At 68.2% G+C, this 26,779-nt stretch carries 26 protein-coding genes; 15 read left to right on the forward strand and 11 right to left on the reverse strand.

Annotated elements, in window-relative coordinates:
• Positions 1-127: 127 nt before the first annotated feature.
• Both BDI24065_RS30965 and BDI24065_RS30970 read right to left on the reverse strand, forming a co-directional pair.
• Positions 128-1,282, reverse strand: coding sequence for a collagen-like triple helix repeat-containing protein (locus BDI24065_RS30965; protein ID WP_175034430.1), 1,155 nt, complete (start codon positions 1,280-1,282; stop codon positions 128-130).
• A 478-nt stretch (positions 1,283-1,760) separates the two neighbouring features.
• Positions 1,761-2,096: a YggL family protein gene (locus BDI24065_RS30970; RefSeq protein ID WP_039370464.1), complete on the reverse strand. Its 336-nt coding sequence runs from the start codon at positions 2,094-2,096 to the stop codon at positions 1,761-1,763.
• Between the two features lie 272 nt (positions 2,097-2,368).
• Between BDI24065_RS30970 and BDI24065_RS30975 the strand changes: the two genes are divergently transcribed.
• Together BDI24065_RS30975 and BDI24065_RS30980 are read left to right on the forward strand one after the other, a co-directional pair.
• Positions 2,369-2,824, forward strand: coding sequence for an STM2901 family protein (locus BDI24065_RS30975; protein ID WP_175034483.1), 456 nt, complete (start codon positions 2,369-2,371; stop codon positions 2,822-2,824).
• Position 2,825: 1 nt separating this feature from the next.
• Entirely contained in the window at positions 2,826-3,206 is a 381-nt protein-coding gene (locus BDI24065_RS30980) for a DUF1493 family protein (RefSeq protein ID WP_175034431.1), read from the forward strand.
• Between the two features lie 82 nt (positions 3,207-3,288).
• On the opposite strand, the gene rng is transcribed toward BDI24065_RS30980, so the two are convergent.
• From rng to upp, 9 genes are all read right to left on the reverse strand, one after another.
• Positions 3,289-4,758, reverse strand: a complete 1,470-nt coding sequence (gene rng, locus BDI24065_RS30985) for a ribonuclease G (protein ID WP_069248507.1) — start codon at positions 4,756-4,758, stop codon at positions 3,289-3,291.
• An 8-nt stretch (positions 4,759-4,766) separates the two neighbouring features.
• Complete coding sequence (locus BDI24065_RS30990) at positions 4,767-5,399, reverse strand: Maf family protein (RefSeq protein ID WP_175034432.1); 633 nt, start codon at positions 5,397-5,399, stop codon at positions 4,767-4,769.
• Between the two features lie 51 nt (positions 5,400-5,450).
• The gene (gene rlmH / locus BDI24065_RS30995) at positions 5,451-5,921 is read right to left on the reverse strand and encodes a 23S rRNA (pseudouridine(1915)-N(3))-methyltransferase RlmH (RefSeq protein ID WP_011352746.1); all 471 of its coding nucleotides are present in this window, start codon (positions 5,919-5,921) and stop codon (positions 5,451-5,453) included.
• Positions 5,922-5,946: 25 nt separating this feature from the next.
• Positions 5,947-6,393, reverse strand: coding sequence for a ribosome silencing factor (gene rsfS / locus BDI24065_RS31000; protein ID WP_175034433.1), 447 nt, complete (start codon positions 6,391-6,393; stop codon positions 5,947-5,949).
• A 4-nt stretch (positions 6,394-6,397) separates the two neighbouring features.
• Positions 6,398-7,123, reverse strand: coding sequence for a nicotinate-nucleotide adenylyltransferase (locus BDI24065_RS31005; protein WP_175034484.1), 726 nt, complete (start codon positions 7,121-7,123; stop codon positions 6,398-6,400).
• Between the two features lie 3 nt (positions 7,124-7,126).
• Positions 7,127-8,050 carry an oxygen-dependent coproporphyrinogen oxidase gene (hemF, locus tag BDI24065_RS31010; protein ID WP_175034434.1) on the reverse strand — a complete coding sequence of 308 codons (924 nt, stop codon included), beginning with the start codon at positions 8,048-8,050 and terminating at the stop codon, positions 7,127-7,129.
• A 115-nt stretch (positions 8,051-8,165) separates the two neighbouring features.
• A complete protein-coding gene (purD, locus tag BDI24065_RS31015; protein WP_175034435.1) occupies positions 8,166-9,443 on the reverse strand; it encodes a phosphoribosylamine--glycine ligase in 1,278 nt (425 codons plus the stop codon).
• 104 nt (positions 9,444-9,547) lie between these two features.
• Positions 9,548-10,276 carry a YebC/PmpR family DNA-binding transcriptional regulator gene (locus BDI24065_RS31020; RefSeq protein ID WP_174942685.1) on the reverse strand — a complete coding sequence of 243 codons (729 nt, stop codon included), beginning with the start codon at positions 10,274-10,276 and terminating at the stop codon, positions 9,548-9,550.
• A gap of 217 nt (positions 10,277-10,493) precedes the next feature.
• Positions 10,494-11,144 carry a uracil phosphoribosyltransferase gene (gene upp / locus BDI24065_RS31025; RefSeq protein ID WP_011352740.1) on the reverse strand — a complete coding sequence of 217 codons (651 nt, stop codon included), beginning with the start codon at positions 11,142-11,144 and terminating at the stop codon, positions 10,494-10,496.
• A gap of 230 nt (positions 11,145-11,374) precedes the next feature.
• Here upp and BDI24065_RS31030 point away from each other — a divergent pair, with 230 nt between their 5' ends.
• The 13 genes from BDI24065_RS31030 (at position 11,375) to BDI24065_RS31090 (ending at position 26,747) form a co-directional block, all read left to right on the forward strand.
• Positions 11,375-12,154, forward strand: a complete 780-nt coding sequence (locus tag BDI24065_RS31030) for an SDR family oxidoreductase (protein ID WP_175034436.1) — start codon at positions 11,375-11,377, stop codon at positions 12,152-12,154.
• A gap of 48 nt (positions 12,155-12,202) precedes the next feature.
• Positions 12,203-12,595: a methylglyoxal synthase gene (locus BDI24065_RS31035; RefSeq protein ID WP_011352738.1), complete on the forward strand. Its 393-nt coding sequence runs from the start codon at positions 12,203-12,205 to the stop codon at positions 12,593-12,595.
• A gap of 177 nt (positions 12,596-12,772) precedes the next feature.
• Positions 12,773-13,747, forward strand: coding sequence for a quinone oxidoreductase family protein (locus BDI24065_RS31040; protein ID WP_175034437.1), 975 nt, complete (start codon positions 12,773-12,775; stop codon positions 13,745-13,747).
• A 311-nt stretch (positions 13,748-14,058) separates the two neighbouring features.
• A complete protein-coding gene (kdpF, locus tag BDI24065_RS31045) occupies positions 14,059-14,151 on the forward strand; it encodes a K(+)-transporting ATPase subunit F (RefSeq protein WP_006752209.1) in 93 nt (30 codons plus the stop codon).
• Positions 14,148-15,953 carry a potassium-transporting ATPase subunit KdpA gene (gene kdpA, locus BDI24065_RS31050; RefSeq protein ID WP_175034438.1) on the forward strand — a complete coding sequence of 602 codons (1,806 nt, stop codon included), beginning with the start codon at positions 14,148-14,150 and terminating at the stop codon, positions 15,951-15,953. Before kdpF ends, kdpA begins: the two co-directional genes overlap by 4 nt.
• Positions 15,954-16,007: 54 nt before the next feature.
• The gene (gene kdpB, locus BDI24065_RS31055; protein ID WP_175034439.1) at positions 16,008-18,092 is read left to right on the forward strand and encodes a potassium-transporting ATPase subunit KdpB; all 2,085 of its coding nucleotides are present in this window, start codon (positions 16,008-16,010) and stop codon (positions 18,090-18,092) included.
• Between the two features lie 25 nt (positions 18,093-18,117).
• The gene (kdpC, locus tag BDI24065_RS31060) at positions 18,118-18,699 is read left to right on the forward strand and encodes a potassium-transporting ATPase subunit KdpC (RefSeq protein WP_175034440.1); all 582 of its coding nucleotides are present in this window, start codon (positions 18,118-18,120) and stop codon (positions 18,697-18,699) included.
• A gap of 164 nt (positions 18,700-18,863) precedes the next feature.
• Positions 18,864-21,707 carry a DUF4118 domain-containing protein gene (locus BDI24065_RS31065; RefSeq protein WP_175034441.1) on the forward strand — a complete coding sequence of 948 codons (2,844 nt, stop codon included), beginning with the start codon at positions 18,864-18,866 and terminating at the stop codon, positions 21,705-21,707.
• The gene (gene kdpE, locus BDI24065_RS31070; RefSeq protein WP_011352732.1) at positions 21,700-22,398 is read left to right on the forward strand and encodes a two-component system response regulator KdpE; all 699 of its coding nucleotides are present in this window, start codon (positions 21,700-21,702) and stop codon (positions 22,396-22,398) included. Before BDI24065_RS31065 ends, kdpE begins: the two co-directional genes overlap by 8 nt.
• 158 nt (positions 22,399-22,556) lie before the next feature.
• Positions 22,557-22,841 carry a putative hemolysin gene (locus BDI24065_RS31075; RefSeq protein WP_175034442.1) on the forward strand — a complete coding sequence of 95 codons (285 nt, stop codon included), beginning with the start codon at positions 22,557-22,559 and terminating at the stop codon, positions 22,839-22,841.
• A gap of 145 nt (positions 22,842-22,986) precedes the next feature.
• Complete coding sequence (gene sugE / locus BDI24065_RS31080; RefSeq protein ID WP_175011672.1) at positions 22,987-23,307, forward strand: quaternary ammonium compound efflux SMR transporter SugE; 321 nt, start codon at positions 22,987-22,989, stop codon at positions 23,305-23,307.
• 210 nt (positions 23,308-23,517) lie between these two features.
• The gene (locus BDI24065_RS31085) at positions 23,518-24,135 is read left to right on the forward strand and encodes a DUF4126 domain-containing protein (protein ID WP_011352729.1); all 618 of its coding nucleotides are present in this window, start codon (positions 23,518-23,520) and stop codon (positions 24,133-24,135) included.
• The gene (locus BDI24065_RS31090) at positions 24,132-26,747 is read left to right on the forward strand and encodes an ABC transporter permease (RefSeq protein ID WP_175034443.1); all 2,616 of its coding nucleotides are present in this window, start codon (positions 24,132-24,134) and stop codon (positions 26,745-26,747) included. Before BDI24065_RS31085 ends, BDI24065_RS31090 begins: the two co-directional genes overlap by 4 nt.
• The last annotated feature ends 32 nt before the right edge of the window (positions 26,748-26,779 follow it).

Raw genomic sequence — 26,779 nt, forward strand, 5'->3', positions numbered from 1 at the left:
AAGGCCAAGGCCAAGGCCAAGGCCAAGGCCAAGGCCAAGGCCAAGGCCAAGGCCAAGGCCAAGGCCAAGGCCAAGGCCAAGGCGCCCGATCGTCATCGACGATACGGGCGCCGTGCCGGCCGGCTGCTTACTTGACCAGCGAGCCGAGTGTTGTCGTCACCGGTGCGAGCACGCCGCCGCCCGTCTTCGAGAGCGTACCGGTGCCGCTGCCGCCCGTCAGCCCTGCGACGGGCGAGCCGCCGGCCGCGCCCGACACCGCTCCCGTCACGGTGCCGACCGCCGACGTGAGCGCACCTGCCGGGTTGCTGCCGCCCGTTGCGCCGGCGAGTGCGCCCGTCGACAAGAGCCCCGTGACCGGCGCGAGCGGACTCGTCGCGGCGCCACCGCCGCCCAGCAGTGTCGTGCCGGCAGTGGCCACCGTGTTGCCGGTCGCGGTCACGACGTTGCCGACGCCGGTCGTCACCGGATTCCCGCCGGTTTTAGCGATCGTCGTGCCGGCGTTTGCGACGCCGTTGCCGACCGTCGTCACGAGATTCGTCAGCGGTGCGCCGAGCGGCGTGCTCGACGCGACGGTCTGCGTGACCGACCCGACCTGCGTCGTGATCGGCGTGATTGCCGAACTGGCGGCGCCCGTGACCTGCGCGACGGGGCCGGTCGACAACTGCGTGCCGAGCGTCGCGCCGCCGCCAGCGATCGTGTTGCCGAGCGTCGTGATTGCGCCGCCGACAGGCGACGTGACGGGCGCGAGCGGCGCCAGCGCGGAACCGCTGCCGCCGAGACTCGACACGACGCCGCCGGTTGCCGCGACCGCGTCGCCGAGGTTCGTGACCACGCCACCGGTGCTCGCGACCGTCGTGCCGACCGGGTTCGACGATGCGCCGAGCTGGCCGAGCCCCGACCCGAGCCCGGTGCCGAGTGTCGTGACGGCCGCGCCGGCATCCTGTACGACGGTGCCGAGCCCCTGCGTGGTCGCGGCGTTCGTGCCGGGCAGCGACTGGCTGGCGATCGTCGCGCCGACGCCCGACACGGTGCCGCCCGCGGCCGTCACCACGTTGCTCGACGCGGCGGTCGTCTGGCCGACCGAATTGGCCTGCGTGCCGCCGGAGCCGCTGCCCGTGCCGCCGGTCGTGGCCGTCGTGTCGCCCGAACCCGATCCGGTGCCGCCGGTGCCCTGGCTCAGCGAGCCGGAGCCGCCGCACGCGGACAGCGATACCAGCGCTGCGACGCCAGCCGCGATCATGATCATTCGGAGTCCTTCCTGATAGGTGGTCGGCGTATCCATGTCGTCCTCGTATTCATTGAAGAGTGGGTCAGGCGGCCTTCGCATGCGTCAATTCGTCGCTGCGAGGGGGAAGCGGCTGGCGCATGGTTGGTTGTCTCCCTGATTGACTTGTCGCCGTGTCGCGTTTTCGCCCGTACCGGAATCCGGAACAGCTGTCGGGTGAGCGGTTTGCATTCTTTCGTCTTGCTTGCCGATCGCGCCGGAAAACATCGGATTCCTGGCGATCAGAGTAGGTGCGTCGGCGGGAGACGTCCTTTAATCAACGTTAAATTGAAGTAAGCGTCCGATTCATTGCCGAAATCGGGGTAATCACTGTCGACGCGGCGAAAATCGTGTGAGTCGGTGCCGGTGGCGCGGGTGTCGCGTGACGGCGGAAGGGGATGCGGAAGAGGTGCGGAGGGAGCAGGGTGGCGCCGGCCTGCCGCGCCGTGATGGCGGGCAGGCGCGGGCGCTGAGCGAGGGCAGTGAAGCCGGAAACTCAGGCTTCCGGGTACCACGCGTCGGTGAATTCGCTGACTTTGACGTCGGACAGTTCCGGCCGTGCGGCCAGCCAGCCGCGCACGAGTTCGCGATCGGCGTCGGTCGTCGTGCCGCGCGGCGCGCCGGAAATCACGTAAGCGCCGATGCCTTCGTCTGCCGACGCGACGGTCAGCAGCCCGTTCGCTTCGACGAAATCGATGAACGCGTCGATCAGTTCGCCGCGCTCGAGGTCGGTCATTTCGTTGCGGTAATGCGCGGTGGCGTTGAACGCGAGTTCCTGGAATTCGCCGATGTGGAGTTTCTTGCGCTGGCGGCGGTTGTGGCCTTGGCTCATGGTGTGTGGTGAATGAATGAGAGGTGAGAAAGGGTAGCGCGCCGGCTGGCGCGGGCACCATGTCGACGTGCCGCACGGCCGAGGCTGGCGGCGAAAGGGTAGAGCATCGAGCCATCGCGATGTGTCGTTATCGCGGGGCTCGTCTGGAAACTGTTCTTAAACAATTGCCCGATGCACCTTTCGCCGTGTGGCCTCGTCAAGGGGCCCATTGCACGCATGACCGAATGATACAGGGATGGCGCGCGTGTTCGTCTTTGCTAAGGTCTGCGGCTATTCGAGCAACAACGAGGGCCGAATGTCGGACGAATCGCTATTCGTACGAGGGGCGTGTCGATCTCACGCCTGGGGATCTGTTTTTCTGGGTTGCCGTGAATCAGGTTTGCAAACGGTTTGGCTTTCACGACCTTGGCGCTGTGGCTGCCGTCCTGTTGGGACAGAACGATGTGCCGATTCCCGGCAAGCTGCGTGGCGCAGTGGCCGGCACATCCGTTGTGTCGATTGCCGCTCGCAAAGCGCTGCCGTTCAACGTCGGAATTCGGTTGCCGACCATCACGAACGCTGGTGCAGGGGGTGTGCGAATCGCGATGACTCGTAACCTCGGTGCGTTCGTCGGGCGTGCAGTACCGGTTGTCGGCACCATCATGCTTGCCACGGATGCGGCGGTTGTCATGTGGAATACGGTGCAGGTCTACAACAGCATTGCAAAACCGGAAGACAGGGTGCTCTGATATGACGGACACGGCATGGGATCGGCTCGAAACTTTCGCGCGGGAGGAATTGGGGCGCCCGCTCTTTGGCGGTCCGTTGAAGTTGTCACGTTCAAGCCGGATGGAAGAAGACCTCCGCATCACGGGAATCGATGCGATCGAATTTATCGACAAGTGGGGCGAGACCTTCGGGATCGACGTCGAGCGTTTCCCGTATCAGCGATACATCGGTCCGGAAACGCTGGATATGGTCCGAACGTTCCTGGGGCTGCTTTCGTCGAAATATCGTGATCCGGAACGCGTGCCGCTTACGCTTGGCATGCTGGAGGAAGCAATGCGTCTCGGCCGGTGGGATACCGAAGCGATCGAGCGCTTCGCACGGGAAGTAACCCGCGAGGAATAGCCGTTCGCCAACGCATGCAGGCAGGCCGCGCGAAAACCGTACCGCGCCGGGCAGGATTCGCGCAACCGCACTCGAACGGCTGTTACATCAGCACGATATCGTACTGCTCCTGGCTAAGGTTCGACTCGACCTGCAGCGACACCGGCTTGCCGATGAAGTCGATCAGCATCGCGAGATGCTGCGATTCCTCGTCGAGGAACAGATCGATTACCTGCTGCGCGGCGATCACGCGGAATTCGCGCGGGTTGAACTGCCGCGACTCGCGCAGGATCTCGCGCAGGATGTCGTAGCACACGGTGCGCGACGTCTTCACCTGGCCCTTGCCCTGGCAGGTCGGGCACGGCTCGCACAGCACGTGAGCAAGCGATTCGCGCGTGCGCTTGCGCGTCATCTCGACGAGCCCAAGCTGCGAGAAGCCGTTGACCGTCACGCGCGTGCGGTCGCGCGAAAGTGCCTTCTTCAGCTCGGACAGCACCGCGTCGCGATGCTCGGCGTTCTCCATGTCGATGAAGTCGATGATGATGATCCCGCCGAGGTTGCGCAGCCGCAGCTGCCGCGCGATCGTGTGCGCGGCCTCGAGGTTGGTCTTGAAGATCGTGTCGTCGAAGTTGCGTGCGCCGACGTAGCCGCCGGTGTTCACGTCGATCGTCGTCATCGCCTCGGTCTGGTCGATCATCAGGTAGCCGCCCGACTTCAGGTCGACGCGGCGCGACAGCGCACGCTGGATCTCCGTCTCGATGTTGTACAGGTCGAACAGCGGCCGCTCGCCGGTGTAGTGGTGCAGCTTCGGGCTCACGGCCGGCGTGAACTCGCCCGCGAATTCCGAGAGGCGCTGGTACGTCTCGCGCGAATCGACCTGGATGCGCGTCGTGTCGTCGTTCGCGAAATCGCGCAGCACGCGCTGCGCGAGATCGAGATCCTGGTACAACAGGCTCGTCGCCGGCAGCCGCTGCGCTTGCGCGACGATCGTCGCCCAGGTCTTGCGCAGGTACGTGACGTCGCCCGCGAGTTCGTCGGAGGTGGCATCCTCGGCGATCGTGCGCACGATGTAGCCGCCTTTCTCGTCCGGCGGGATCACGGCGGTCAGGCGCGCACGCACGGCCTCGCGTTCGGCCTCGCTCTCGATCTTCTGCGAGATGCCGATATGCGGCTCCTGCGGCAGGTAGACGAGCGTGCGGCCGGCAATGCTGACCTGCGTCGACAGCCGCGCGCCCTTCGTGCCGATCGGATCCTTGATCACCTGGACCATCAGCGTCTGGCCCTCGAACACGATCTTCTCGATCGGCTGGTGAGGCGTGCCCGACTGCGGCTCGCCCGCGAGGCGCGGATGCCAGATGTCGGCGACGTGCAGGAATGCCGCACGTTCGAGGCCGATGTCGATGAACGCCGACTGCATGCCGGGCAGCACGCGCACGACCTTGCCGAGATAGATGTTGCCGACCCGCCCGCGCGACAGCGTGCGCTCGACGTGAAGCTCCTGCACCGCGCCTTGCTGGACGAGTGCGACCCGCGTTTCCTGCGGCGTGAGGTTGATCAGGATTTCTTCGTTCATGGTGCGGTTCAGAAGGCGACGCGCGCGGTGCGGAGCAGCGCGGCAGTCTCAAAAAGGGGCAGACCCATGATACCTGAATGGGAACCGTCGATCCGCTCGATGAACTCGGCCGCGCGCCCCTGGATCGCGTACGCGCCGGCCTTGCCGAACGGCTCGCCCGATTCGACGTAGCGGGCATACGCGTCGCGTGATGCGGCGGCAAAGCGCACCGACGAACGCGACACCGCGGGCGGCAGCAGTTCGCCGTCGGCATCGATCACGGCGACGGCGGTCAGCACCGCGTGCTCGCGGCCCGCGAGGCGCGTCAGCATCGCGAGCGCGTCGTCGGCGTCGACCGGCTTGCCGAGGATCGCACCGTCGATCGTGACGGTCGTATCGGCGACCAGCACCGGCGAGGCCGGCTTGCCGCTCGCGACGAGGCGCGCACGCGCAGCTTCTGCCTTCGCGATGGTCACGCGCCGCACGTACGCATCGGCGGCTTCGCCGGGCAGCTCGGCCTCGAGCGCTTCGGCGTCCTCGTCGGGGCGCGGCAGCAGCAGCTCGAAGCTTACGCCGATCTGCTGCAGCAGCTCCTGGCGGCGCGGGCTTTGCGAAGCGAGGTAAAGGGTCGGGAAAAGCGCGGGGGACGTGCTGGACGGCATGGTGTCGTTATCTCGGTGTGCGCGCGTGGCGCGCGTCTCGAGGACGACACGTCATGCGCGGTGGTAGGGGTGATTCTGCGTGATGCTCCACGCCCGGTAAAGCTGTTCGGCGAGCAGCACGCGCACCATCCCGTGCGGCAGCGTCATGCTCGAGATGCGCAGCAGCGTGTCGGCGCGTGCTTTCAGTTCCGGATCGAGCCCGTCGGCACCGCCGATCACGAACGCGACGTCGCGGCCGTCCTGCTGCCAGCCGGGCAGCGCCTGCGCGAGCTGCATCGTGGTCCAGTCGCGGCCGCGCTCGTCGAGCGCGACGAGGCGCGCGCCCTTCGGCAACGCGGCCTCGATCTTCTGCCGCTCGGCCGCCATCACGCTTTCGGCGCTGCGGCCGCCCGAACGCAGTTCGGGCTTGATCTCGCGCAACTCGATGCGCAGCTCGGGCGGCATCCGCTTCGTGTATTCGTCGAAGCCGGACGCGATCCAGCCGGGCATCTTGTGACCGACCGCAAGGATGAAAAGCTTCATCGGAAGATGCGTAACGACCCGAGGCTCAACGGCGGCGAGCGGCCGTCTTGCGCGCCGGGCGTGCGGGCGCGGCTTCCTCTTCTTCGTCGTCGCCTTCGCTGGCCGTGGCGAAGCCGTTCCCCTTGCCGCCGCCGAGCTTCATCCGCACGGGCTTGTCACCCCAGATTTCCTCGAGGTTGTAGTACTGGCGCAGGGCCGGTTGCAGGATGTGCACGACCGCGTCGCCGCAGTCGACGAGCACCCATTCGCCGGTGTCTTCGCCCTCGGAGCTGACGATGTCGCCGCCGGCTTCCTTGACCTTGTCACGCACGCTCGACGCGAGGGCCTTGGTCTGGCGGTTGGAGGTGCCCGAAGCGACGACCACGCGGTCGAACAGTTCGGTCAGGTGGCTGGTGTTGAACACCTTGATGTCTTGCGCCTTGACGTCTTCGAGGGCGTCGACGATCACGCGCTGCAGTTTGCGAATATCCATGGATTCAGGAATGGTAGAGGCGATGTTGAAGAATATAGGCCCATACGGCGGCCGGCACATGCTCGGCCGATGCGTCGGGCATTTGCGCATGGCGCGCGATGCATTCGCGCAGGTGGGCGCGGATGTCGGTCGCGGCAATGTCGAACGAAAGGGTCGTATCGATCAGCAGGTGGCCTGCCGGCGTGGCCTTCAGCACGTCGGCGCCGGCCTGCCGCGCGGCGATTTCCTGCGCGACCTCCGGCGGCGCCGCGCCGAGGTCGAACCCCGGACGCGTCGACACGCAGATGTGCGCGTAGTCGAACAGCTTGCGCCAGTCGCGCCACGTGTCGAGGCGCACCAGCTGATCGGCGCCGATCAGTAGCGACAGCGACGCGTCCGGGCCGATCCGCTCGCGCCAGCGCGCGAGCGTCTCGACCGTGTAGGTCGGGCCGGTGTGCTCGATCTCGTCGGTGGCGACGGTCACGGTCACACCCGGCACGGACAGCGAGCCGGCGGCCGCGCGTGTCATCGCGAGCCGATGCTCGGCGGCCGACACGTCGCGCTTCTGGTACGGCTGCCCGGCGGGCAGCAGCACGAGTTCGGTCAGGCCGAGCAGCTCGGCGAACCGGCGCGCGAGCGCGAGATGGCCGTCGTGGATCGGGTCGAAAGTGCCGCCCAGCAAGCCGATACGACGCGGCAGCGGGGCGGGGCGGGCGGAGGTGTCCAGAAACGCGTCCTTTGCTTGATGCAGGGGTCAGACCCAGTCGCGCGGCACGATGAAGTCGCTGTACAGGCGCGCTTCAGGCGTTCCCGGCTCGGGTTGCCAGTTATAGCGCCAGTTCGCGACCGGCGGCATCGACATCAGGATCGACTCGGTCCGGCCGCCGCTTTGCAGGCCGAACAGCGTGCCGCGGTCGAACACGAGGTTGAATTCGACGTAGCGGCCGCGGCGGTACGCCTGGAAGTCGCGCTCGCGCTCGCCGTACGGCAGCTCGGCGCGCCGCTCGACGATCGGCAGGTAGGCCTGCAGGAACGCGTCGCCGACGCTTTGCATCATGTCAAACGAGCGTTCGAAACCGGGCTCCGAGAAATCGTCGAAGAAGATCCCGCCGATGCCGCGCATCTCGTTGCGGTGCTTCAGGAAGAAATACTCGTCGCACCATTTCTTGAAGCGCGGGTAGAGCTCGACGCCGAACGGGTCGAGCGCATCCTTGCAGGTCTGGTGGAAATGGCGGGCGTCGTCCTCGAAACCGTAAACCGGTGTCAGATCCATGCCGCCGCCGAACCAGAACACGGGCTCCTCGCCCGGCTTCGTCGCGATCAGCATCCGCACGTTCATGTGCACGGTCGGGCAGTACGGATTGCGCGGGTGCAGCACCAGCGACACGCCGAGCGCCTCGAAGCCGCGGCCCGCGAGCTGCGGGCGCGCCGCGCTCGCCGACGGCGGCAGCGCATCGCCCGCGACGTCGGAAAAGCCGATCCCCGCGCGTTCGAACACGCGGCCGCCTTCGAGAATCCGCGTGCAGCCGCCGCCGCGCAGGCGTTCGGCCGGCCCGCGCTGCCACGCATCGGTCGCGAGCGGCGTGCCGTCGAGCGCGCCGAGCGCGTCGGCGATGCGTGTCTGCAGGCCCTGGAGGTACGTGCGCACGCGCGCTACGTCGTAGGTCGAATCGGTCATGTCTGGACTGGGTGCCCCCGCCTGAAGCGGGAGCCGTAAAAAAGGCCTCTGCCGGGCATTCTATCGAACCCCGGCAGAGGGGCCGCCGCGCGAGGGCGGGGCGGCAATTGCGACGTCAAGCGCTCTTGCGGTTGAGCGCGCGGAAGCCGATGTCGCGGCGGTACTGCATGCCTTCGAAATTGATCTGGTTGATCGTGTCGTATGCATGCTGCTGCGCTTCGCGCACCGAATCGGCGAGGCCGACCACGCACAGCACGCGGCCGCCGGACGTCGTCAGCTTGTCGCCGTCGAGCGTCGTGCCCGCATGGAACGTGACGGCCTGTTCGGTCTCGGCCGGAATCCCGTTGATGCGGTCGCCCTTGCGCGGCGCGTCCGGATAACCGTGCGCGGCCAGCACGACGCCAAGCGCGGTGCGGCGATCCCAGTCGAGCTCGACCGTATCGAGCGTGCCCGCGATCGCCTGCTCGACGACCTTCGAGAAATCGCTCTTCAGGCGCGCCATGATCGGCTGCGTTTCCGGGTCGCCCATCCGGCAGTTGAACTCGAGCGTGCGCGGATTGCCTTCCTTGTCGATCATCAGGCCCGCATACAGGAAGCCCGTGAAGCGGATGCCGTCCTTCTCCATCCCGCGCACGGTCGGCATGATGATCTCGCGCATCACGCGTGCGTGCATCTGCGGCGTGACGATCGGCGCGGGCGAATACGCACCCATGCCGCCGGTGTTCGGGCCGCGATCCTCATCGAGCAGGCGCTTGTGATCCTGGCTGGAAGCCAGCGCCAGCGCGTGCTTGCCGTCGACCATCACGATGAAGCTTGCTTCCTCGCCATCGAGGAATTCCTCGATCACGACGCGCGCGCCGGCGTCTCCAAGCTTGTTGCCCGACAGCATCATGTCGACGGCTTCGTGCGCTTCTTCCAGCGTCATCGCGACGACGACACCCTTGCCGGCCGCGAGGCCGTCGGCCTTCACGACGATCGGCGCACCCTTCGCGTCGATGTACGCGTGTGCGGCGACCACGTCGGAGAACGTTTCGTACTCGGCGGTCGGGATGCCGTGGCGCTTCATGAACGCCTTCGCGAAATCCTTCGAGCTCTCGAGCTGCGCGGCTTCGCGGGTCGGGCCGAAGACCTTCAGGCCGCGTGCGCGGAACAGGTTGACGATGCCGGCCGCGAGCGGCGCTTCCGGCCCGACGAGCGTGAACGCGACGCCTTCGCGTTCCGCGAAATCGGCGAGTTCGTCGAGCGCCGTGATGTCGACGTTCTTCAGACGCTCGTCCTGCGCCGTCCCGCCATTGCCGGGCGCGACGTAGACCATCTGGACGCGCGGCGACTGCGCGAGCTTCCACGCCAGCGCATGTTCGCGGCCGCCGGAACCGACGACGAGTAGTTTCATGGGATTCCCCGCAGACTAGAAAACAGGGCGGCCGGCACGCTCAGGCGCGCCGGCCGCGGATTCGGTCGGGCCGCCGCCGCGACAGGAGCACGGCGGCCGGCACCTCATTCCTCGACGATGACGGCGTTCGTATACACGTCCTGCACGTCGTCGAGGTTCTCGAGCGCGTCCAGGAGCTTCTGCATCTTCGCTGCGTCGTCGCCGGTGAATTCGACTTCGTTCTGCGGCTTCATCGTCACTTCGGCGAGTTCGGCCTTGAAGCCGCCGGCTTCGAGCGCGTCCTTCACCGCCGAGAATGCCTGCCAGTCGCACAGCACTTCGATCGAACCGTCTTCGTTCGTGTTGACGTCGTTCGCGCCGGCTTCGAGCGCGGCTTCCATCAGCGCGTCTTCCGACGTGCCCGGTGCGAACAGGAACTGGCCGACGTGATCGAACATGAACGCGACCGAGCCGTCGGTGCCCATGTTGCCGCCGAACTTCGAGAACGCGTGGCGGACTTCCGCGACCGTGCGGGTGCGGTTGTCGGTCAGCGTGTCGACGATGATCGCCGCGCCGCTGATGCCGTAGCCTTCGTAGCGGATTTCCTCGTAGTTCGCGCCATCCGCGCCGCCGACGCCGCGATCGATCGCGCGCTTGACGTTGTCCTTCGGCATGTTCGCGTCGGCCGCCTTGTCGACCGCGAGACGCAGGCGCGGGTTCGAGTTGACGTCACCGCCGCCGAGGCGCGCCGCGACCTGGATTTCCTTGATCAGGCGAGTCCAGATCTTGCCGCGCTTCGCGTCGGCCGCTGCCTTCTTGTGCTTGATGTTGGCCCATTTCGAATGACCAGCCATACCTTTCTCCGTGCCCGGGCGCGCTGCGCGGGCGATTGTTTCAATGTGTCGTTGAATCGGCGGCCGTTTCGGCGGGCATGAAGCCGCGGGGCCGCGCGTGTCGAGTGGAACGAGATTTTATCACGCGGCGACCGCCGGATCGGGGCCGCCGCGCATGGCCGAACGGCCGGGCAGGCCGCCGCGAGCCGGGCCGCGCGCCGCGCAGCCGTGCAGGGACTCAGTTCTTGGTGCCGAACAGGCGGTCGCCCGCGTCGCCGAGGCCCGGCACGATGTACGCGTGCTCGTTCAGGTGCGAATCGAGCGACGCGACGAACAGCTTCACGTCCGGATGCGCGTCCTGGAACACCTGCACGCCCTCGGGCGCGGCGACCAGCGCGACGAACATGATGTTCGCGGCCGGCACGTTGCGGCGCTTCAGCACGTCGACCGCGTGCACGGCCGAGTAGCCGGTCGCGACCATCGGGTCGCACAGGATGAAGATGCGGTCTTCCAGGTCCGGCAGGCGCACCAGGTATTCGACCGGGCGGTGGTCGTCGGCGCGGTACACGCCGATGTGACCGACGCGCGCGGACGGCACCAGGTCGAGCAGGCCGTCCGACATCCCGATGCCCGCGCGCAACACCGGCACGATCGCCAGTTTCTTGCCCGCGATCACCGGCGCGTCGACCTCGACGAGCGGGGTTTCGACCCGCTTGGTCGTGATCGGCAGGTTGCGGGTGATCTCGTAGCCCATCAGCAGCGTGATTTCGCGCAGCAGCTCGCGGAACGTGCGCGTGGACGTGTCCTTGTCGCGCATGTGCGTGAGCTTGTGCTGGATCAGCGGGTGATCGGTGATGAAGAGATTCGGGAAACGGCTGTCCTGTTTCATGACGGGGGCGCCTTGGCGGCAAAAGAGGATCGGGGGCGGTGGCGGGCGCAAGCCGGCCGCGCGCTTATGTCCGCAATTTTACCAAGGCGCGCCGCATGATCCGGATAATATCGACGTCTCACGACAATCCGCGCGCCCGCGCCCGCCCGTTCGCCTGCCTGGCCCGCCCGTGGTCCATGCGCCGGCGCGACGGGGCCGCACCGGCGTGCGTCGCCACCAAGGAATCGACGATGGATCTCGGTATCGCAGGAAAAACCGCGCTCGTGTGCGCGGCAAGCAAGGGGCTCGGTCGCGGCTGCGCGGAAGCGCTGGCCGCCGAGGGCGTGAACCTCGTGATCGTCGCGCGCACGCGCGACACGCTGGAGGAAACCGCGGAGGAGATCCGCGCCGGCGCGAACGTGTCGGTTACGTCGGTGGCCTGCGACATCACGACGCCGGACGGGCGTGCAGCCGCGCTCGCCGCGTGCCCGCAGCCGGACATTCTCGTGACGAATGCCGGCGGCCCGCCGCCCGGCGATTTCCGTGACTTCTCGCACGACGACTGGATTCGCGCGCTCGAATCGAACATGCTGACACCGATCGAACTGATCCGCGCGACCCTCGACGGGATGACCGCGCGCGGCTTCGGCCGGATCGTCAACATCACGAGCTCGGCCGTGAAGGCGCCGATCGACGTGCTCGCGCTGTCGAACGGCGCTCGCTCGGGGCTGACCGGCTTCGTCGCGGGGCTGTCGCGCAAGGTCGCAGGGCAGGGCGTGACGATCAACAACCTGCTGCCGGGCCTGTTCGACACCGACCGGATCGCCACCACGCTTGCCGCGTCGGCGAAGGCGCAGGGCGTGAGCGTCGACGAGATGCGCGCGCGGCGCACGAAGGACATCCCGGCCGGCCGTCTCGGCACACGTGCGGAATTCGGCGCGGCGTGCGCGTTCCTGTGCAGCGTGCATGCCGGCTACATCACCGGGCAGAACTGGCTGCTCGACGGCGGCTCGTATCCGGGCACGTTCTGACGCGCGCACCGCTTTTCACGACAACAACCTGAAACGAAGGATCTGGAGATGAGCAAACCCCGCATCGCATTGATTGCGCACGACGCGAAGAAGGACGAGATCGTCGCGCTCGCGGGCGAATTCCGCGCGACGCTCGCGCAATGCCGGCTGGTGGCGACCGGCACGACGGGCGGCCGCATCGCGGACGCGCACGGGCTCGAGGTCGAGCGCAAGCTGTCGGGGCCGCTCGGCGGCGATCTGCAGATCGGTGCCGAACTGGCCGACGGCCGCATCGACATCGTCGTGTTCCTGCGCGACCCGATGACCGCGCAGCCGCACGACCCCGACATCACCGCGCTCGTGCGCGCGTGCGACGTGCACGACGTGCCGGTCGCGACCAACGTCGCAACCGCGCGAATGCTGCTCGACGATCTGGCGCGCAACATGCAGGACGTTTGCTAGGCGCTGTCCGCACCCGATTGCCCCTGTTGGTGGCAGGGCCATGCACGGTTGGCGGCGTCGGGCGAGAATCGTGCGTCGCGACGCGCGCCTGCCGCCCGGTTCCGGCCTGAACCGGCCGGCTCGCGTATCGGCGACCCGGATTTTTCCCTGACCGAATCAGAAACGAGGAGCGAAACGATGCCGAAAGCAATCCGATACGACCAGCCGGGCGGCCCGGACGTGATGAAGTGGGTCGATGTCGAGGTCGGCGAACCGAAGGCGGGTGAAGTCCGCATCCGGCAGCACGCGGTCGGCCTCAACTACATCGACGTCTATTTCCGCACCGGCCTGTACCCGCAAGCGCTGCCCGGCGGCCTCGGGATGGAGGCGGCGGGCGAGGTGACGGCCGTCGGCGAAGGCGTGACCGCGCTCAAGGCGGGCGACCGGGTCGCATACGTCGGGCAGCCGCCGGGCGCGTACGCGCAGGAACGCGTGATGCCGGCCGACCGGCTCGTGAAGCTGCCGGACGGCATCAGCTACGACGACGCGGCGTCGGTGATGCTGCAGGGCCTGACCGCGCATTACCTGCTGCGCCGCACGTATCAGGTGAAGGCCGGCGACACGATCCTGATCCACGCGGCGGCCGGCGGCGTCGGCCTGCTCGTGTGCCAGTGGGCGAAGGCACTCGGCGCGACCGTGATCGGGACGGTCGGCTCCGACGAGAAAGCCGCGCTCGCGAAGGCGCACGGCTGCGACCATCCGATCGTCTACACGCGCGAGAACTTCACGCAGCGCGTGAAGGAGATCACGAACGGCGCCGGCGTGCCGGTCGTCTACGACTCGATCGGCAAGGACACCTACATCGGCTCGCTCGACAGCCTCGCGCCGCTCGGGCTGTTCGTCAGCTTCGGCAACGCGTCGGGCCCGCTGCCGCTGATCGACTCGAAGGAATTCTCGTCGCGCGGCTCGCTGTTCTTTACGCGACCCACGCTGTTCTCGTACATCGCGAAGCGCGCCGATCTCGAATCTGCCGCCGCCGAGCTGTTCGACGTGCTGCTGTCGGGCAAGGTGAAGACGAGCATCAACCAGCGCTACCCGCTCGCGGAAGTCGGCCGCGCGCACGAAGATCTCGAAGCGCGCAAGACCACCGGCTCGACGATCCTCGTTCCCTGACCCGTCCCCCCGTGCCGGCGCCACGCCGGCACGCGCTGTTCCAGGCGGCGCTGCGGCGCCGTCCGTCCCGCTTCCCGGTTCCTGCCGTCCTCCCCCGAATTCCACGTTTACGCGTTTTTTATACGCGCCCCGATACCTTTGACCCGTCCTTTACGTGCGTTCCCATAAGGTTCTAGTCGTCTGATTTCGACGATGGAGAACAGAAAAATGGATGGGGTTTTCATCGGCGTGCTGGTGCTCTTCACCGCGCTGATCCTCGGTTTGATTGCCGGTTGCGACAAGCTCGTGCAATACGGTCGCGGGGGGCGAGCATGACCTGGATGCTTTGGCTGGCGGGCGCCTCGACGGCCCTGCTGTTCGCGTATCTCGTCTTTGCGCTGCTGCGCGCGGAGGACATTGAATGAACGCGAACAATCTTTTACAAACGCTGCTCTTCATCGTCGTGCTGCTGGCGGCGGCCGTTCCGGTCGCGCGCTACCTGTCGGCGGTGATGGACGGCAGCTCGCGCGTCGTGCGCGTGTTCGGGCCGCTCGAGCGCGCGCTGTACCGCATCGCCGGCGTCGACGCCGGCAGCGAGATGAACTGGAAGCAGTACGCGATCGCGACGATCGTGTTCAACGCGCTCGGCGCGCTGTTCCTCTACGGCCTGCTGCGCCTGCAGGGCTTCCTGCCCGGCAACCCGCAGCAGTTCGGTGCGATGACGGTCGACGGTGCGTTCAACACGGCCGTCAGCTTCGTCACCAACACGAACTGGCAGGACTACACGCCGGAGCAGACCGTCAGCTACCTGACGCAGATGCTCGGCCTGACCGTGCAGAACTTCCTGTCGGCGGCAACCGGCATCGTCGTGGTGATCGCGCTGATCCGCGGTTTCGCACGTCATACCGCGCAGACGATCGGCAACTTCTGGGTCGACCTCACGCGCGTGACGATGTACGTGCTCGTGCCGATGTCGGTGATCATCGCCGCGCTGCTGATGAGCCAGGGCGTGATCCAGAACATGAAGGCGTACGAGGACGTGCCGGTGCTGCAGACGAGCACCTATGCGGCGCCGAAGCTGGACGCGCAGGGCAATCCGGTGAAGGACGACAAGGGCAACCCGGTGACGGTGCCGACCCAGCTCACGAAGCAGACGCTCGCAATGGGCCCGGTCGCGTCGCAGGAAGCGATCAAGATGCTCGGCACCAACGGTGGCGGCTTCTTCAACGCGAACTCCGCGCACCCGTACGAGAACCCGACGCCGTTCGCGAACTTCATCCAGATCTTCGCGATCCTGATCATCCCGGCCGCGCTAGCGCTCGTGTTCGGCCGCATGATCGGCGACCGCCGGCAGGGCATCGCGGTGCTCGCGGCGATGACGGTCGCGTTCGTGATCGCGATCGGCGCCGAGGTGAGCGCCGAGCAGGGCGGCAACCCGACGCTCGCCGCGCTGCACGTCGACCAGTCGGCGAGCGCGCTGCAGTCTGGCGGCAACATGGAAGGCAAGGAAACGCGCTTCGGCATCGCGCAGACCGGCATCTTCACGGTCGCGACGACGGCCGCGTCGTGCGGCGCGGTCGACACGATGCACGATTCGCTGACGCCGCTCGGCGGCCTCGTACCGATGCTGCTGATGCAGCTGGGCGAAGTGATCTACGGCGGGGTCGGCTCGGGTCTCTACGGGATGCTCGTGTTCGCACTGCTCGCGGTGTTCGTCGCCGGCCTGATGATCGGCCGCACGCCGGAATACGTGGGCAAGAAGATCGAGTCGTACGAGATGAAGATGGTGTCGATCGTCGTGCTGCTCACGCCGCTGCTGGTGCTGGTCGGCACGTCGATCGCCGTGCTCGCCGATGCAGGCAAGGCCGGCATCGCGAACCCGGGGCCGCACGGCTTCTCGGAAATCCTGTACGCGTTCAGCTCGGCCGCCAACAACAACGGCAGCGCGTTCGCGGGCCTGACGGTCGGTACGCCGTTCTACAACTGGATGACCGCGATCGCGATGTGGTTCGGCCGCTTCGGCACGATCGTGCCGGTGCTGGCGATTGCCGGCTCGCTGGCCGCGAAGAAGCGCATCGCGGTGACGAGCGGCACGCTGCCGACGCACGGTCCGCTGTTCGTCGTGCTGCTGCTCGGCACCGTGCTGCTGGTGGGCGCGCTGACTTACGTGCCGGCGCTTGCGCTCGGCCCGGGCGTCGAGCACCTGATGATGTGGCTGGGCGCGTAATGCGCGCCCATATGGCGACACATTGAAAAGACTGAAGAGATTGAAGAGATCGCAATGACTCAACATTCCGCAACACGGTCCATGTTCGATCCGGCGCTGCTGCGCCCGGCGATCGTGGACTCGTTCAAGAAACTCACGCCGCGCACGCAGTTCCGCAATCCGGTGATGTTCTGCGTGTACGTCGGCAGCATCCTGACCACGATTCTGTGGATCGCGGCGCTTGCCGGCCAGGCCGAGGCGCCCGCGGGCTTCATCCTCGCGATCGCACTGTGGCTGTGGTTCACCGTGCTGTTCGCGAACTTCGCCGAAGCGCTCGCCGAAGGGCGCTCGAAGGCGCAGGCGGCCTCGCTGCGCAGCGCGAAGAAAGACGTGATGGCGAAGAAGCTCAACGAGCCGCATCCGAAGTCGCCGATCCGCATCACGACCGCGACCGAGCTGCGCAAGGGCGACGTCGTGCTGGTCGAAGCGGGCGACGTGATCCCGGCCGACGGCGAGGTGGTCGATGGCGTCGCGTCGGTCGACGAATCGGCGATTACCGGTGAATCCGCGCCGGTGATCCGCGAATCGGGCGGCGACTTCTCGTCGGTGACGGGCGGCACGCGCGTGCTGTCGGACTGGATCGTCGTCAAGGTCACCGCGAACCCCGGCGAGGCGTTCCTCGACCGGATGATCGCGATGGTCGAAGGCGCGAAGCGCAAGAAGACGCCGAACGAGATCGCGCTGACGATCCTGCTCGTCGCGCTGACGATCGTGATGCTGCTCGCGACCGCGACGCTGCTGCCGTTCTCGATGTTCTCGGTGGAAGCGATGAAGGCCGGCCACGTCGTGACGATCACCGCTTTGGTTGCACTGCTCGTGTGCCTGATCCCGACGACGATCGGCGGCCTGTTGTCCGCGATCGGCGTGGCGGGGATGAGCCGGATGATGCAGGCTAACGTGATCGCGACGTCGGGCCGCGCGGTGGAAGCCGCGGGCGACGTCGACGTGCTGCTGCTCGACAAGACCGGCACGATCACGCTGGGCAACCGCCAGGCATCGACGTTCGTGCCGGCGCCGGGCGTGACCGAGGAAGCGCTGGCCGATGCGGCGCAACTGTCGTCGCTCGCCGACGAAACGCCGGAAGGCCGCAGCATCGTCGTGCTCGCGAAGGAGCGCTTCAACATTCGCCAGCGCGATATGGGGCAGCTGCACGCGACGTTCATCGGCTTCTCCGCGCAGACGCGGATGAGCGGCGTCGACCTGCCGGGCCGCGAGATCCGCAAGGGTGCGGCCGACGCGATCCGCAACTACGTCGAGACGCACGGCAGCCGCTTCCCGGAAGAAGTGCGCCGCGCAGTCGACGAAGTCGCGCGCCGCGGCAGCACGCCGCTCGTCGTGGCCGACCTGCATGAAGGGGCGTCGCGCGTGCTCGGCGTGATCGAACTGAAGGACATCGTGAAGGGCGGCATCAAGGAGCGCTTCGCGGAACTGCGCAAGATGGGCATCAAGACCGTGATGGTGACGGGCGACAACCGGCTGACGGCCGCGGCGATTGCGGCGGAAGCGGGTGTCGACGATTTCCTCGCGGAAGCGACGCCGGAAACCAAGCTCGCGACGATCCGCGAGCACCAGGCGGCAGGGCGTCTCGTTGCGATGACGGGCGACGGCACGAACGACGCGCCGGCGCTCGCGCAGGCCGACGTCGCCGTGGCAATGAACACCGGCACGCAGGCCGCGAAGGAAGCCGGCAACATGGTCGACCTCGACTCGAACCCGACGAAGCTGATCGAGATCGTCGAGATCGGCAAGCAGATGCTGATGACGCGCGGTTCGCTGACGACGTTCTCGATCGCGAACGACATCGCGAAGTATTTCGCGATCATCCCGGCCGCGTTCGTGACGACGTACCCGCAACTGCGCGTGCTCGACATCATGCACCTGACGTCGCCGGCGTCCGCGATCCTGTCGGCGGTGATCTTCAACGCGCTGATCATCGTCGCGCTGATTCCGCTGGCGCTGAAGGGCGTCACGTACCGGCCGCTCGGTGCCGCGTCGCTCCTGCGCCGCAACCTGCTGGTGTACGGCCTCGGCGGCGTGCTGCTGCCGTTCCCGTTCATCAAGCTGATCGACATGACGCTCGCTGCACTCGGCTGGGCCTGAGCCGGCCGTATTTGAAGGAAACATCATGAAAACGTTGATTCGTCCGCTCGTCGTGATCTTTGTCGTGCTGACCGCGGTGACGGGGCTCGCTTACCCGGCCGTGATGACCGTGTTCGGCCAGGCCGTGTTCCCGTCGCAGGCGAACGGCAGCCTGATCGAGAAGGACGGCAAGGCAGTCGGCTCCGCGCTGATCGGCCAGCAGTTCGATGCGCCGAAGTACTTCTGGGGCCGGCTGTCGGCCACGTCGCCGATGCCGTACAACGCGACCGGCTCCGGCGGCTCGAACCTGGGCCCGCTGAACCCGTCGCTCGCCGACCAGGTGAAGGGGCGTATCGCCGCGCTGCACGACGCAGGCACCGACATGTCGAAGCCCGTGCCGGTCGACCTCGTGACGGCGTCGGCCAGCGGCCTCGATCCGGAGATCACGCCGGCCGCCGCCGCGTACCAGGTCGAGCGCGTCGCGAAGGCGCGCAACCTGGCGCCCGACGCGGTCGCGCAGCTCGTCGCCGCGAATACGAAGGGCCGCCAGTTCGGCGTGCTCGGCGAACCGCGCGTGAACGTGCTGCAGCTGAACCTCGCGCTCGACGCGGCGCAGGCCGCGCACTGACCGCGCGTCCGGGCTTTCGGCGCGGCAACCGGCGTTCGGCGCGGCCCGATCCGCGCCGGACGCGTTTTTTCCCGACGGCGCATGCGCCGTCTTTGCCTTTTGCGGCGATTTGGAACAACAATGCTCGTACTCGCGCGCATCCAGGCGCTCCGCCTTCCTGACGCATGAACCGTCCAGATCCAGACCAACTCCTCGACAAGCTGCAGCGCGACGAAGAAAAACAGCGGCGCGGCCAGCTCAAGATCTTCTTCGGCGCATCGGCCGGTGTCGGCAAGACCTACGCGATGCTGCAGGCCGCGCGCCAGCGCCTGCAGGAAGGCGTCGACGTCGTCGTCGGCATCGTCGAGACCCACGGCCGCAGCGAAACCGCGGCGCTGCTCGACGGCCTCGACGTGCTGCCGCTCGCGCGCATCGACTACCGCGGCCGCACGCTCGCCGAATTCGATCTCGACGGCGCGCTGGCGCGCCAGCCGCAACTGATCCTCGTTGACGAACTCGCGCATTCGAACGTGCAGGGCGCCCGGCACCTGAAGCGCTGGCAGGATGTGTACGAACTGCTCGACGCGGGCATCGACGTGTATACGACCGTCAACGTCCAGCACCTCGAAAGCCTGAACGACGTGGTCGGCGCGATCACCGGCATCCGCGTATGGGAGACCGTGCCCGACCGCGTGTTCGACGCGGCCGACGAAGTGACGCTCGTCGACCTGCCGGCCGAAGAGCTGCTCGAGCGGATGCGCGACGGCAAGGTCTATCTCGCGCAGCAGGCCGAGCGCGCGGTACGCAACTTCTTCCGCAAGGGCAACCTGATCGCGCTGCGCGAACTGGCGCTGCGGCGCACGGCCGATCGCGTCGACGCGCAGATGCGCGAATACCGCGCCGACCGCTCGATCCAGCGGATCTGGCAGGCGCGCGAGCGGCTGCTCGTGTGCGTCGGCCCGGGCGCCGAGGCGCCGACGCTGGTGCGCGCGGCCGCGCGGCTCGCCGCGAGCCTGAAGGCCGACTGGATCGCCGTCTACGTGGAGACGCCGCGCCTGCAGCGGCTGCCCGATGCGCAGCGCCAGCGCACGCTCGACGCGCTGAAGCTCGCGGCCGAACTCGGTGCGGAGACGGCCACGCTCGCCGGCGCCGACGCGGTCGCCGCGCTGATCGGCTATGCGAAGGTGCGCAACGTATCGAAGGTCGTCGCGGGCGGCTCGCCGAAGGTCGGGCTCGTGCGCCGCTTCGTGCGGCCGTTCGGCGAGAAGCTTGCCGAACGTGCGGGCGACGTCGACCTGATGCTGATCCGCGCGTCCGCGAGCGACGAGGCGCGTGCCGCGCCGCTCGACCCGCGTGCGCGCGATTGGCGCGATGCGTTCGCGCAGTTCGGCACGCATCGATCGCCGCCGCGGCACTACGTGTATGCGGCCGCGATCTGCGCGGCGATCACGGTCGTCGCGAGCCTCGTGTCCGAGCGGCTCGACCTCACGAACCTCGTGATGCTGTACCTGCTCGGCGTCGTGTTCTCGGCCGTGCGGCTCGGGCGCGGCCCGGGCGTGCTGCAGTCGTTCCTGTCGGTGGCCGCGTTCGATTACTTCTTCGTGCCGCCGCGCATGTCGTTCTCGGTCAGCGACACGCAATACCTGCTGACCTTCTTCGGGATGCTGCTGACGTCGCTCGTGATCAGCCACCTGACGTCGACGCTGACCCGCCAGGCGAGCGTCGCGCAGCGCCGCGAGCGCCGCACCGGCGCGATCTACGCGATGGCGCGCGAGCTGGGCGCGGCGCTGACGACCGAACAGATCGTCGAGATCGGCAGCCGCCACGTGGGCGAGGTGTTCCGCGCGCGCGTCGCGTTCCTGCTGCCCGACAGCGTGGACAAGGTGCGGCAGAAGATCGAGGAGCCCGATGCGGCTGTCACGCTGACGGGCGCCGATCTCGACAGCGACGTCGGCCAGTGGGTGTACGACCAGCAGAAGCCGGCCGGCCGCGGCACGGATACCTTGCCCGCGACGGCTGCGCTGTACCTGCCGCTGAAGGCGCCGATGCGCACGCGTGGCGTGCTGGCGGTCGCATCGCGCGAGCCGCGCGAACTCGAGGTGCCGGAGCAGCAGCGGATGCTCGACGCGTTCGCCGCGCAGATCGCGCTCGCGCTCGAACGCGTGCACTACGTCGAGATCGCGCGCGACGCGCTCGTCAACATGGAGTCCGAGCGGCTGCGCAACTCGCTGCTGTCGGCGATCTCGCACGACCTGCGCACGCCGCTCACGACGATCGTCGGCTTCTCGTCGATGCTCGCGAACGGGCGCGCGGCCGCGCAGGGCGGCGACGCGGCGGCGGCCGAACGCTTTGCGCAACGCGAGGGCGAACTCGTCGACGCGATCCACGACGAGGCGCTGCGGATGACGGGCATCGTCACGAACCTGCTCGACATGGCGCGGCTGCAGGCCGGCAGCCTGCAGCTCAAGCGCCAGTGGTCGCTGCTCGAGGAGACCGTTGGCGCCGCGCTCGCCGCATGCAAGCGCGTGCTTGCACGCCATCCCGCACGCGTCGTGCTGCCGGCCGACCTGCCGCTCCTGCAGATGGACGCGGTGCTGATGGAGCGCCTGTTCACCAACCTGTTTGAGAACGCCGCGAAGTACACGCCGCCCGATACGCCGCTCGACATCGGCGCCGAGCGCGTGACCGAAGACGGGCTGCCGTTCGTGCGCGTGCTCGTCGACGACTACGGTCCCGGCCTGCCGGCCGGCATGGAAACGCGGATCTTCGACAAGTTCACGCGCGGCGAGAAGGAGTCGGCGACGCCGGGCATCGGCCTCGGCCTCGCGATCTGCCGCGCGATCGTCGAAGCGCACGGCGGTAAAATCGGCGCGCTCAACCGTACCGCGCCCGACGGCCACGTGACGGGCGCGCGTTTCTGGTTCACGCTACCGGTCGAGACACCGCCGGCCGCGCCCGCCGTATCCGACGACGAACCCGATGTGCCGGGTGCGTCGTCCCCATCCGAATCATTGCCAGACCATGAGTGAACCCAGCCTGACCGTCGTCCTGATCGAGGACGAAAAGCAGATCCGCCGTTTCGTGCGCGCCGCGCTCGAGGAGGAGGACATCGCGGTGTTCGAGGCCGAGACGGGCAAGCAGGGGCTGATCGACGCGGCGACGCGCAAGCCCGATCTCGTGATCGTCGACCTCGGCCTGCCCGATACCGACGGCCTCGACGTGATCCGCGAACTGCGCGGCTGGTCCGAGGTGCCGGTGATCGTGCTGTCCGCGCGCACGCAGGAGGAAGAGAAGGTCGCGGCGCTCGACGCGGGCGCCGACGACTACCTGACCAAGCCGTTCGGCGTGTCCGAGCTGCGCGCGCGGATCCGCGCGCAACTGCGCCGGCGCAACCAGGGCGGTGCGAACGAGTCGCCGAAGGTGACCTTCGGCACCGTGATCGTCGATCTCGCGCTGCGCCAGGTGTGGCGCGACAACGAGATCGTGCACCTGACGCCGCTTGAGTACCGGCTGCTCGCGACGCTCGTGCGGCACGCGGGGCGCGTGCTCACGCACCGCCAGCTGCTGCGCGACGTGTGGGGGCCGTCGCACGTCGAAAGCCACCACTACCTGCGCATCTACATGGCGCACCTGCGCCAGAAGCTCGAGCGCGACCCGGCGCAGCCCGAATACATCGTCACCGAGACGGGCGTCGGCTACCGGCTCGTCGGCGCCGCATGACGGGCCACGCCGGGCCGCAACGGCGCAGGTGCGCGTGACGTTGCGCGCCGGCAGGGTTGCGTCGGCGCGACAGTCTCGCGGCCGGCGCGCGCGTTGCACACCCGGCGCTCATTCCCCGTTATCCTGACCGTTCCGCGAACGAAAACGAGGAGCGTGCAATGTCTGTCCGTCCGGTCGTCATCTGTGCGCTGGCGCTTGCTGCGTCTGGCGCGTTCGCCCAACCGCTGCCGCCCGGGCAGCAACCGTCATCGCCCCAGCAGGCGATGGCCAATCCCGCGTCGGTCAATTGCGCCAAGCTCGGCGGCCGCCACACGATCCGCAACCTGTCGAGCGGGCAGGTCGGCATGTGCGTGTTCAAGGACGGCCGCGTATGCGAAGAGTGGGCGCTGTACCGCGACGATCGCTGCGTCGGCGGCGCCACGCCGAAGCGCGTATCGAACTGACCGGGCCCGGCCGATCCCGCCCCCGATCGGCCGCCGGCCACACGCCGCGTCCGTAAGCATCTTGTTATACTCGGCGCCGCCCGGGGACGACCCCGGGTCATTCGCTTCAACGGGGACGGCCCCATCCGATACGGAGTACGTCGAGATGGCGTGGGTATTGTTGTTGATTGCCGGTGTGCTGGAAGTGGCCTGGGCGGCCGGCATGAAATCGTCGGACGGCTTCACGAAGCTCGGTCCGTCGGTGTTTACGATCGTGACGGCGCTGGCCAGCTTCGGGCTGCTCGCGGTCGCGATGCGCCAGTTGCCGCTCGGCACCGCGTACGCGGTGTGGACGGGCATCGGCGCGGTCGGTGCGTTCGTGTTCGGCATCGTGATGATGGGCGAGGCGCTGACCGTCGCGCGCGTCGCGAGCGCTGCGCTGATCGTCGCAGGGCTGATCGGCCTCAAGCTGTCGTCGGCTGCCTGACGACGGCACCCGGGCGCGTGTCACCCGGGTGCCGCGCCGCGGAATTGCGCCGGCCGTCCGCATAGCCTGTCTATAATGGAACGCATTCGGGCCTGAATACCGTCGTGCTTCTCGCAGCACGCGGTGCCGGTCGCCACGCGCCGCGCGGCCGGTCTGTCCGACCCGATCCGATCAATCGGCAAAGCGCACGGAAAGTGCAAGGAGAGGGCCATGATCGAAGCCATTTCGCTCGGCGCGGGGCTCGCGTGGGCGAGCGGCCTGCGCCTGTACCTGACCGTGCTGATCGCCGGCGTGCTGGCGCGGTTCGGCTGGCTCCACCTGCCTGACACGCTGGCCGTCCTGATGTCGCCGTGGGTCATCGGCGCGGCGGCCGTGCTCACCGTCACCGAATTCCTTGCCGACAAGATCCCCGCGTTCGACTCGCTGTGGGATGCCGTGCATACCTTCATCCGCATCCCGGCCGGTGCCGTGCTCGCGGCCGGCGCGCTCGGCCACGCCGATCCGACCGTGCTCGCGGTCGCCGGGCTCGCCGGCGGCTCGCTGGCGGGTGCCGCGCATGTGGCAAAGGCCGGCACGCGCGCGATGATCAACCTGTCTCCCGAACCGATTTCGAACTGGATCGCCTCATCGACCGAGGATGGCCTCGTGGTCGGCGGGCTCGTGCTCGCGTTCTTCGTTCCGCTCGCGTTCCTCGTGCTGCTCGCCGCGTTCATCGCGGCTTCGGCATGGGCGCTCCCGCGCCTGTGGCGCGGCGTGTCGGGTGGCTTTCGCGGCATGGCGAACCACATGGTGTCGCGGCTCAACTCGATCGGGGGGAAGCGCGATTGAAGGGGCGGCAATACGCGGCACGGCCGCCGGCCGGGCAACCCGGCCATGAAGTGCGCGCGCATGCCGGCCGCTTCGGCCTGCGCGACCTGATCCGCCAGGCCGCGCGCATGACCGCGCGCGACTGGCGCGCGGGAGAGCTGACGCTGCTCGTCCTTGCACTGGTGCTCGCGGTCGCGGCGCTGACGAGTGTCGGTTTCCTCGCCGACCGGCTGCGCCAGGGGCTCGAGCGCGACGCGCGCCAGATGCTCGGCGCCGATTTCGTCGTGCGAGCCGATCGCCCCGTCGATCCGTCGTTCGACCGGCAGGCCCGCGCGTTCGGCCTGCGTACCGCGACGACGGCAATCTTCCCGAGCATGATCGCGTCCGCCGCGGGCGGGCAGGCGACCGACGCGGCACCCTCGCGCCTCGCGGCCGTGAAGGCCGTGTCGCCCGGATATCCGTTGCGCGGCGCGCTCGAGATCCTGCCGGCCGGCGCTGCCACCGCGCAGAAGGCGGCCGCGATTCCCGCGCCCGGCACCGTGTGGGCCGATCCGGCGCTGCTCGATGCGCTGCACCTGAAGGCGGGCGATACGGTGCGCGTCGGGCTGCGCACGTTCAAGGTCGCCGCATCGATCTCCCGCGAACTCGATCGCGGGTTCTCGTTCGTCAATTTTTCGCCGCGGCTGATGATGCGTGCGGACGAGCTCGCCGCGACGGGGCTCACGGGCTATGGCAGCCGCGTCACGTACCGGTTGCTGGTCGCCGGCGACCAGCAGGCCGTCGCGCGCTTCGAAGCGTATGCGCACGCCCGCGTCGACGGCGGGAAACTGCGCGGCGTCGGTCTCGAGTCGTTGCAGGAAGGCCAGCCGCAGGTGCGGCAGACGCTGGATCGCGCGCGCCACTTCCTGACGCTCGTCGCACTGCTGACCGCGCTGCTCGCGGCGGTCGCGATCGCGATGGCCGCGCAGCGCTACATGCGGCGCCACCTCGACGGCTGCGCGACGATGCGCTGCCTCGGCGTGAGCCGCCGCACGCTCGGCGCGCTGTTCGCGCTCGAATTCGCCGGCATCGGGATCGTGTCCGGCACCGCAGGCGCGGTGCTCGGCTATGGCGGCCACTGGGCGTTGCTGGCGGCCCTCGGCGGCCTGATCGACGTGGTGTTGCCGTCCCCCACGCTGTGGCCGGCGCTGATCGGCGTGGGTGCCGCGCTCGTGCTGCTGCTTGGCTTCGCGCTGCCGCCGCTCGTGCCGCTCACGCGCGTGCCGCCGGTGCGCGTGCTGCGGCGCGAGTGGGGCGACGCGTCGCGCACCGCGTGGGCCGCGTATGCGATCGGCGTCGTGCTGTTCGCGGGGCTGCTGATCGTGGCAGCCGGCAACCTGAAGCTCGGGCTGATCGTCGCGGGCGGTTTCGCCGGCGCGCTGGTCGGTTTCTCGCTGATTGCCCGGCTCGTGCTGTTCGCCGCCGCGCGCGCGGTGCGCAATGCACGTGTGGCCGCGGGTGTCGGCTGGCGTTACGCGCTTGCGTCGCTGCACCGGCGCGGCACGGCCAGCGCGCTGCAGATCACCGCGCTCGCGCTCGGCCTGATGTGCCTGCTGCTGATCGCGATCACGCGCAACGACCTCGTCGCGGGCTGGCGGCAGTCGACGCCGCCCGATGCGCCGAACCAGTTCCTGATCGACATCCAGCCCGACCAGCGCGCCGACGTCGCGGCCTATCTGGCCGCGCACGGCGTGCGCGACGCGGTGCCCGAGCCGATGGTGCGCGGCCGCCTCGTCGCGATCAACGGCAAGCCGGTGAATCCGGACGCGTACCCGTCCGAGGAGGCGCGCCGGCTCGTCGATCGCGAGTTCAACCTGTCCTATACGACCAAGCTGCCGTCCGACAACCGGATTGTCGACGGCGACTGGTTCGGCACCGCGGCAACGCCGCAGATTTCGATCGAGGCCGGCCTCGCGAAGACGCTGAACGTGAAGCCGGGCGACGTGCTGCGCTTCGACGTGACGGGGCTGACGGTCGACGCGCCGATCACGAGCGTGCGCAAGCTCGACTGGGGCTCGTTCCGCGTCAATTTTTTCGTGCTGATGCCGCCGCCGGTGCTGAAGGATTTCCCGGCCGTGTACCTGACGAGCTTCCATTTGCCGGCATCGGACGCCGCGCTGCTCGATCCGCTGATCGCGCGCTACCCGAACCTGACCGCGATCGACGTCGCGCCGATCCTCGCGCAGTTGCAACGGATGATGCTGCAGGTGGTCGGCGCGGTGCAGTTCCTGTTCGTGTTCACGCTGGCGGCCGGTGTGCTCGTGCTGTACACGGCGCTCGCCGGCACGCGCGACGAGCGGGTGCGCGAGGCCGCGCTGCTGCGCGCGCTCGGCGCGTCGCGCGCGCAGGTCAACGCGGTGCAGCGCGCGGAATTCGTCGTGGTCGGCGCGCTGGCCGGTGCGCTGGCGTCGGCGGGCGCGATCGCGGTCGGCTGGGTGCTCGCGTCGCGCGTGTTCGACTTCCAGCTCGCGGTCGATCCGTGGCTCGTGCCGGCCGGCATCGCGGCCGGCGTCGTGTGCGCCGGTGCGGCCGGCTGGCTGAGCCTGCATAATGTGCTGCGGCGCCCCGCGCTGCAGTCGCTGCGCGACGCATGAGCGTTGCCGGCAGCCCTGAAGATCCCGTTTTC

Origin of the sequence: Burkholderia lata (genome assembly GCF_902499025.1) — a bacterium.
GTDB lineage: Bacteria > Pseudomonadota > Gammaproteobacteria > Burkholderiales > Burkholderiaceae > Burkholderia > Burkholderia lata_C.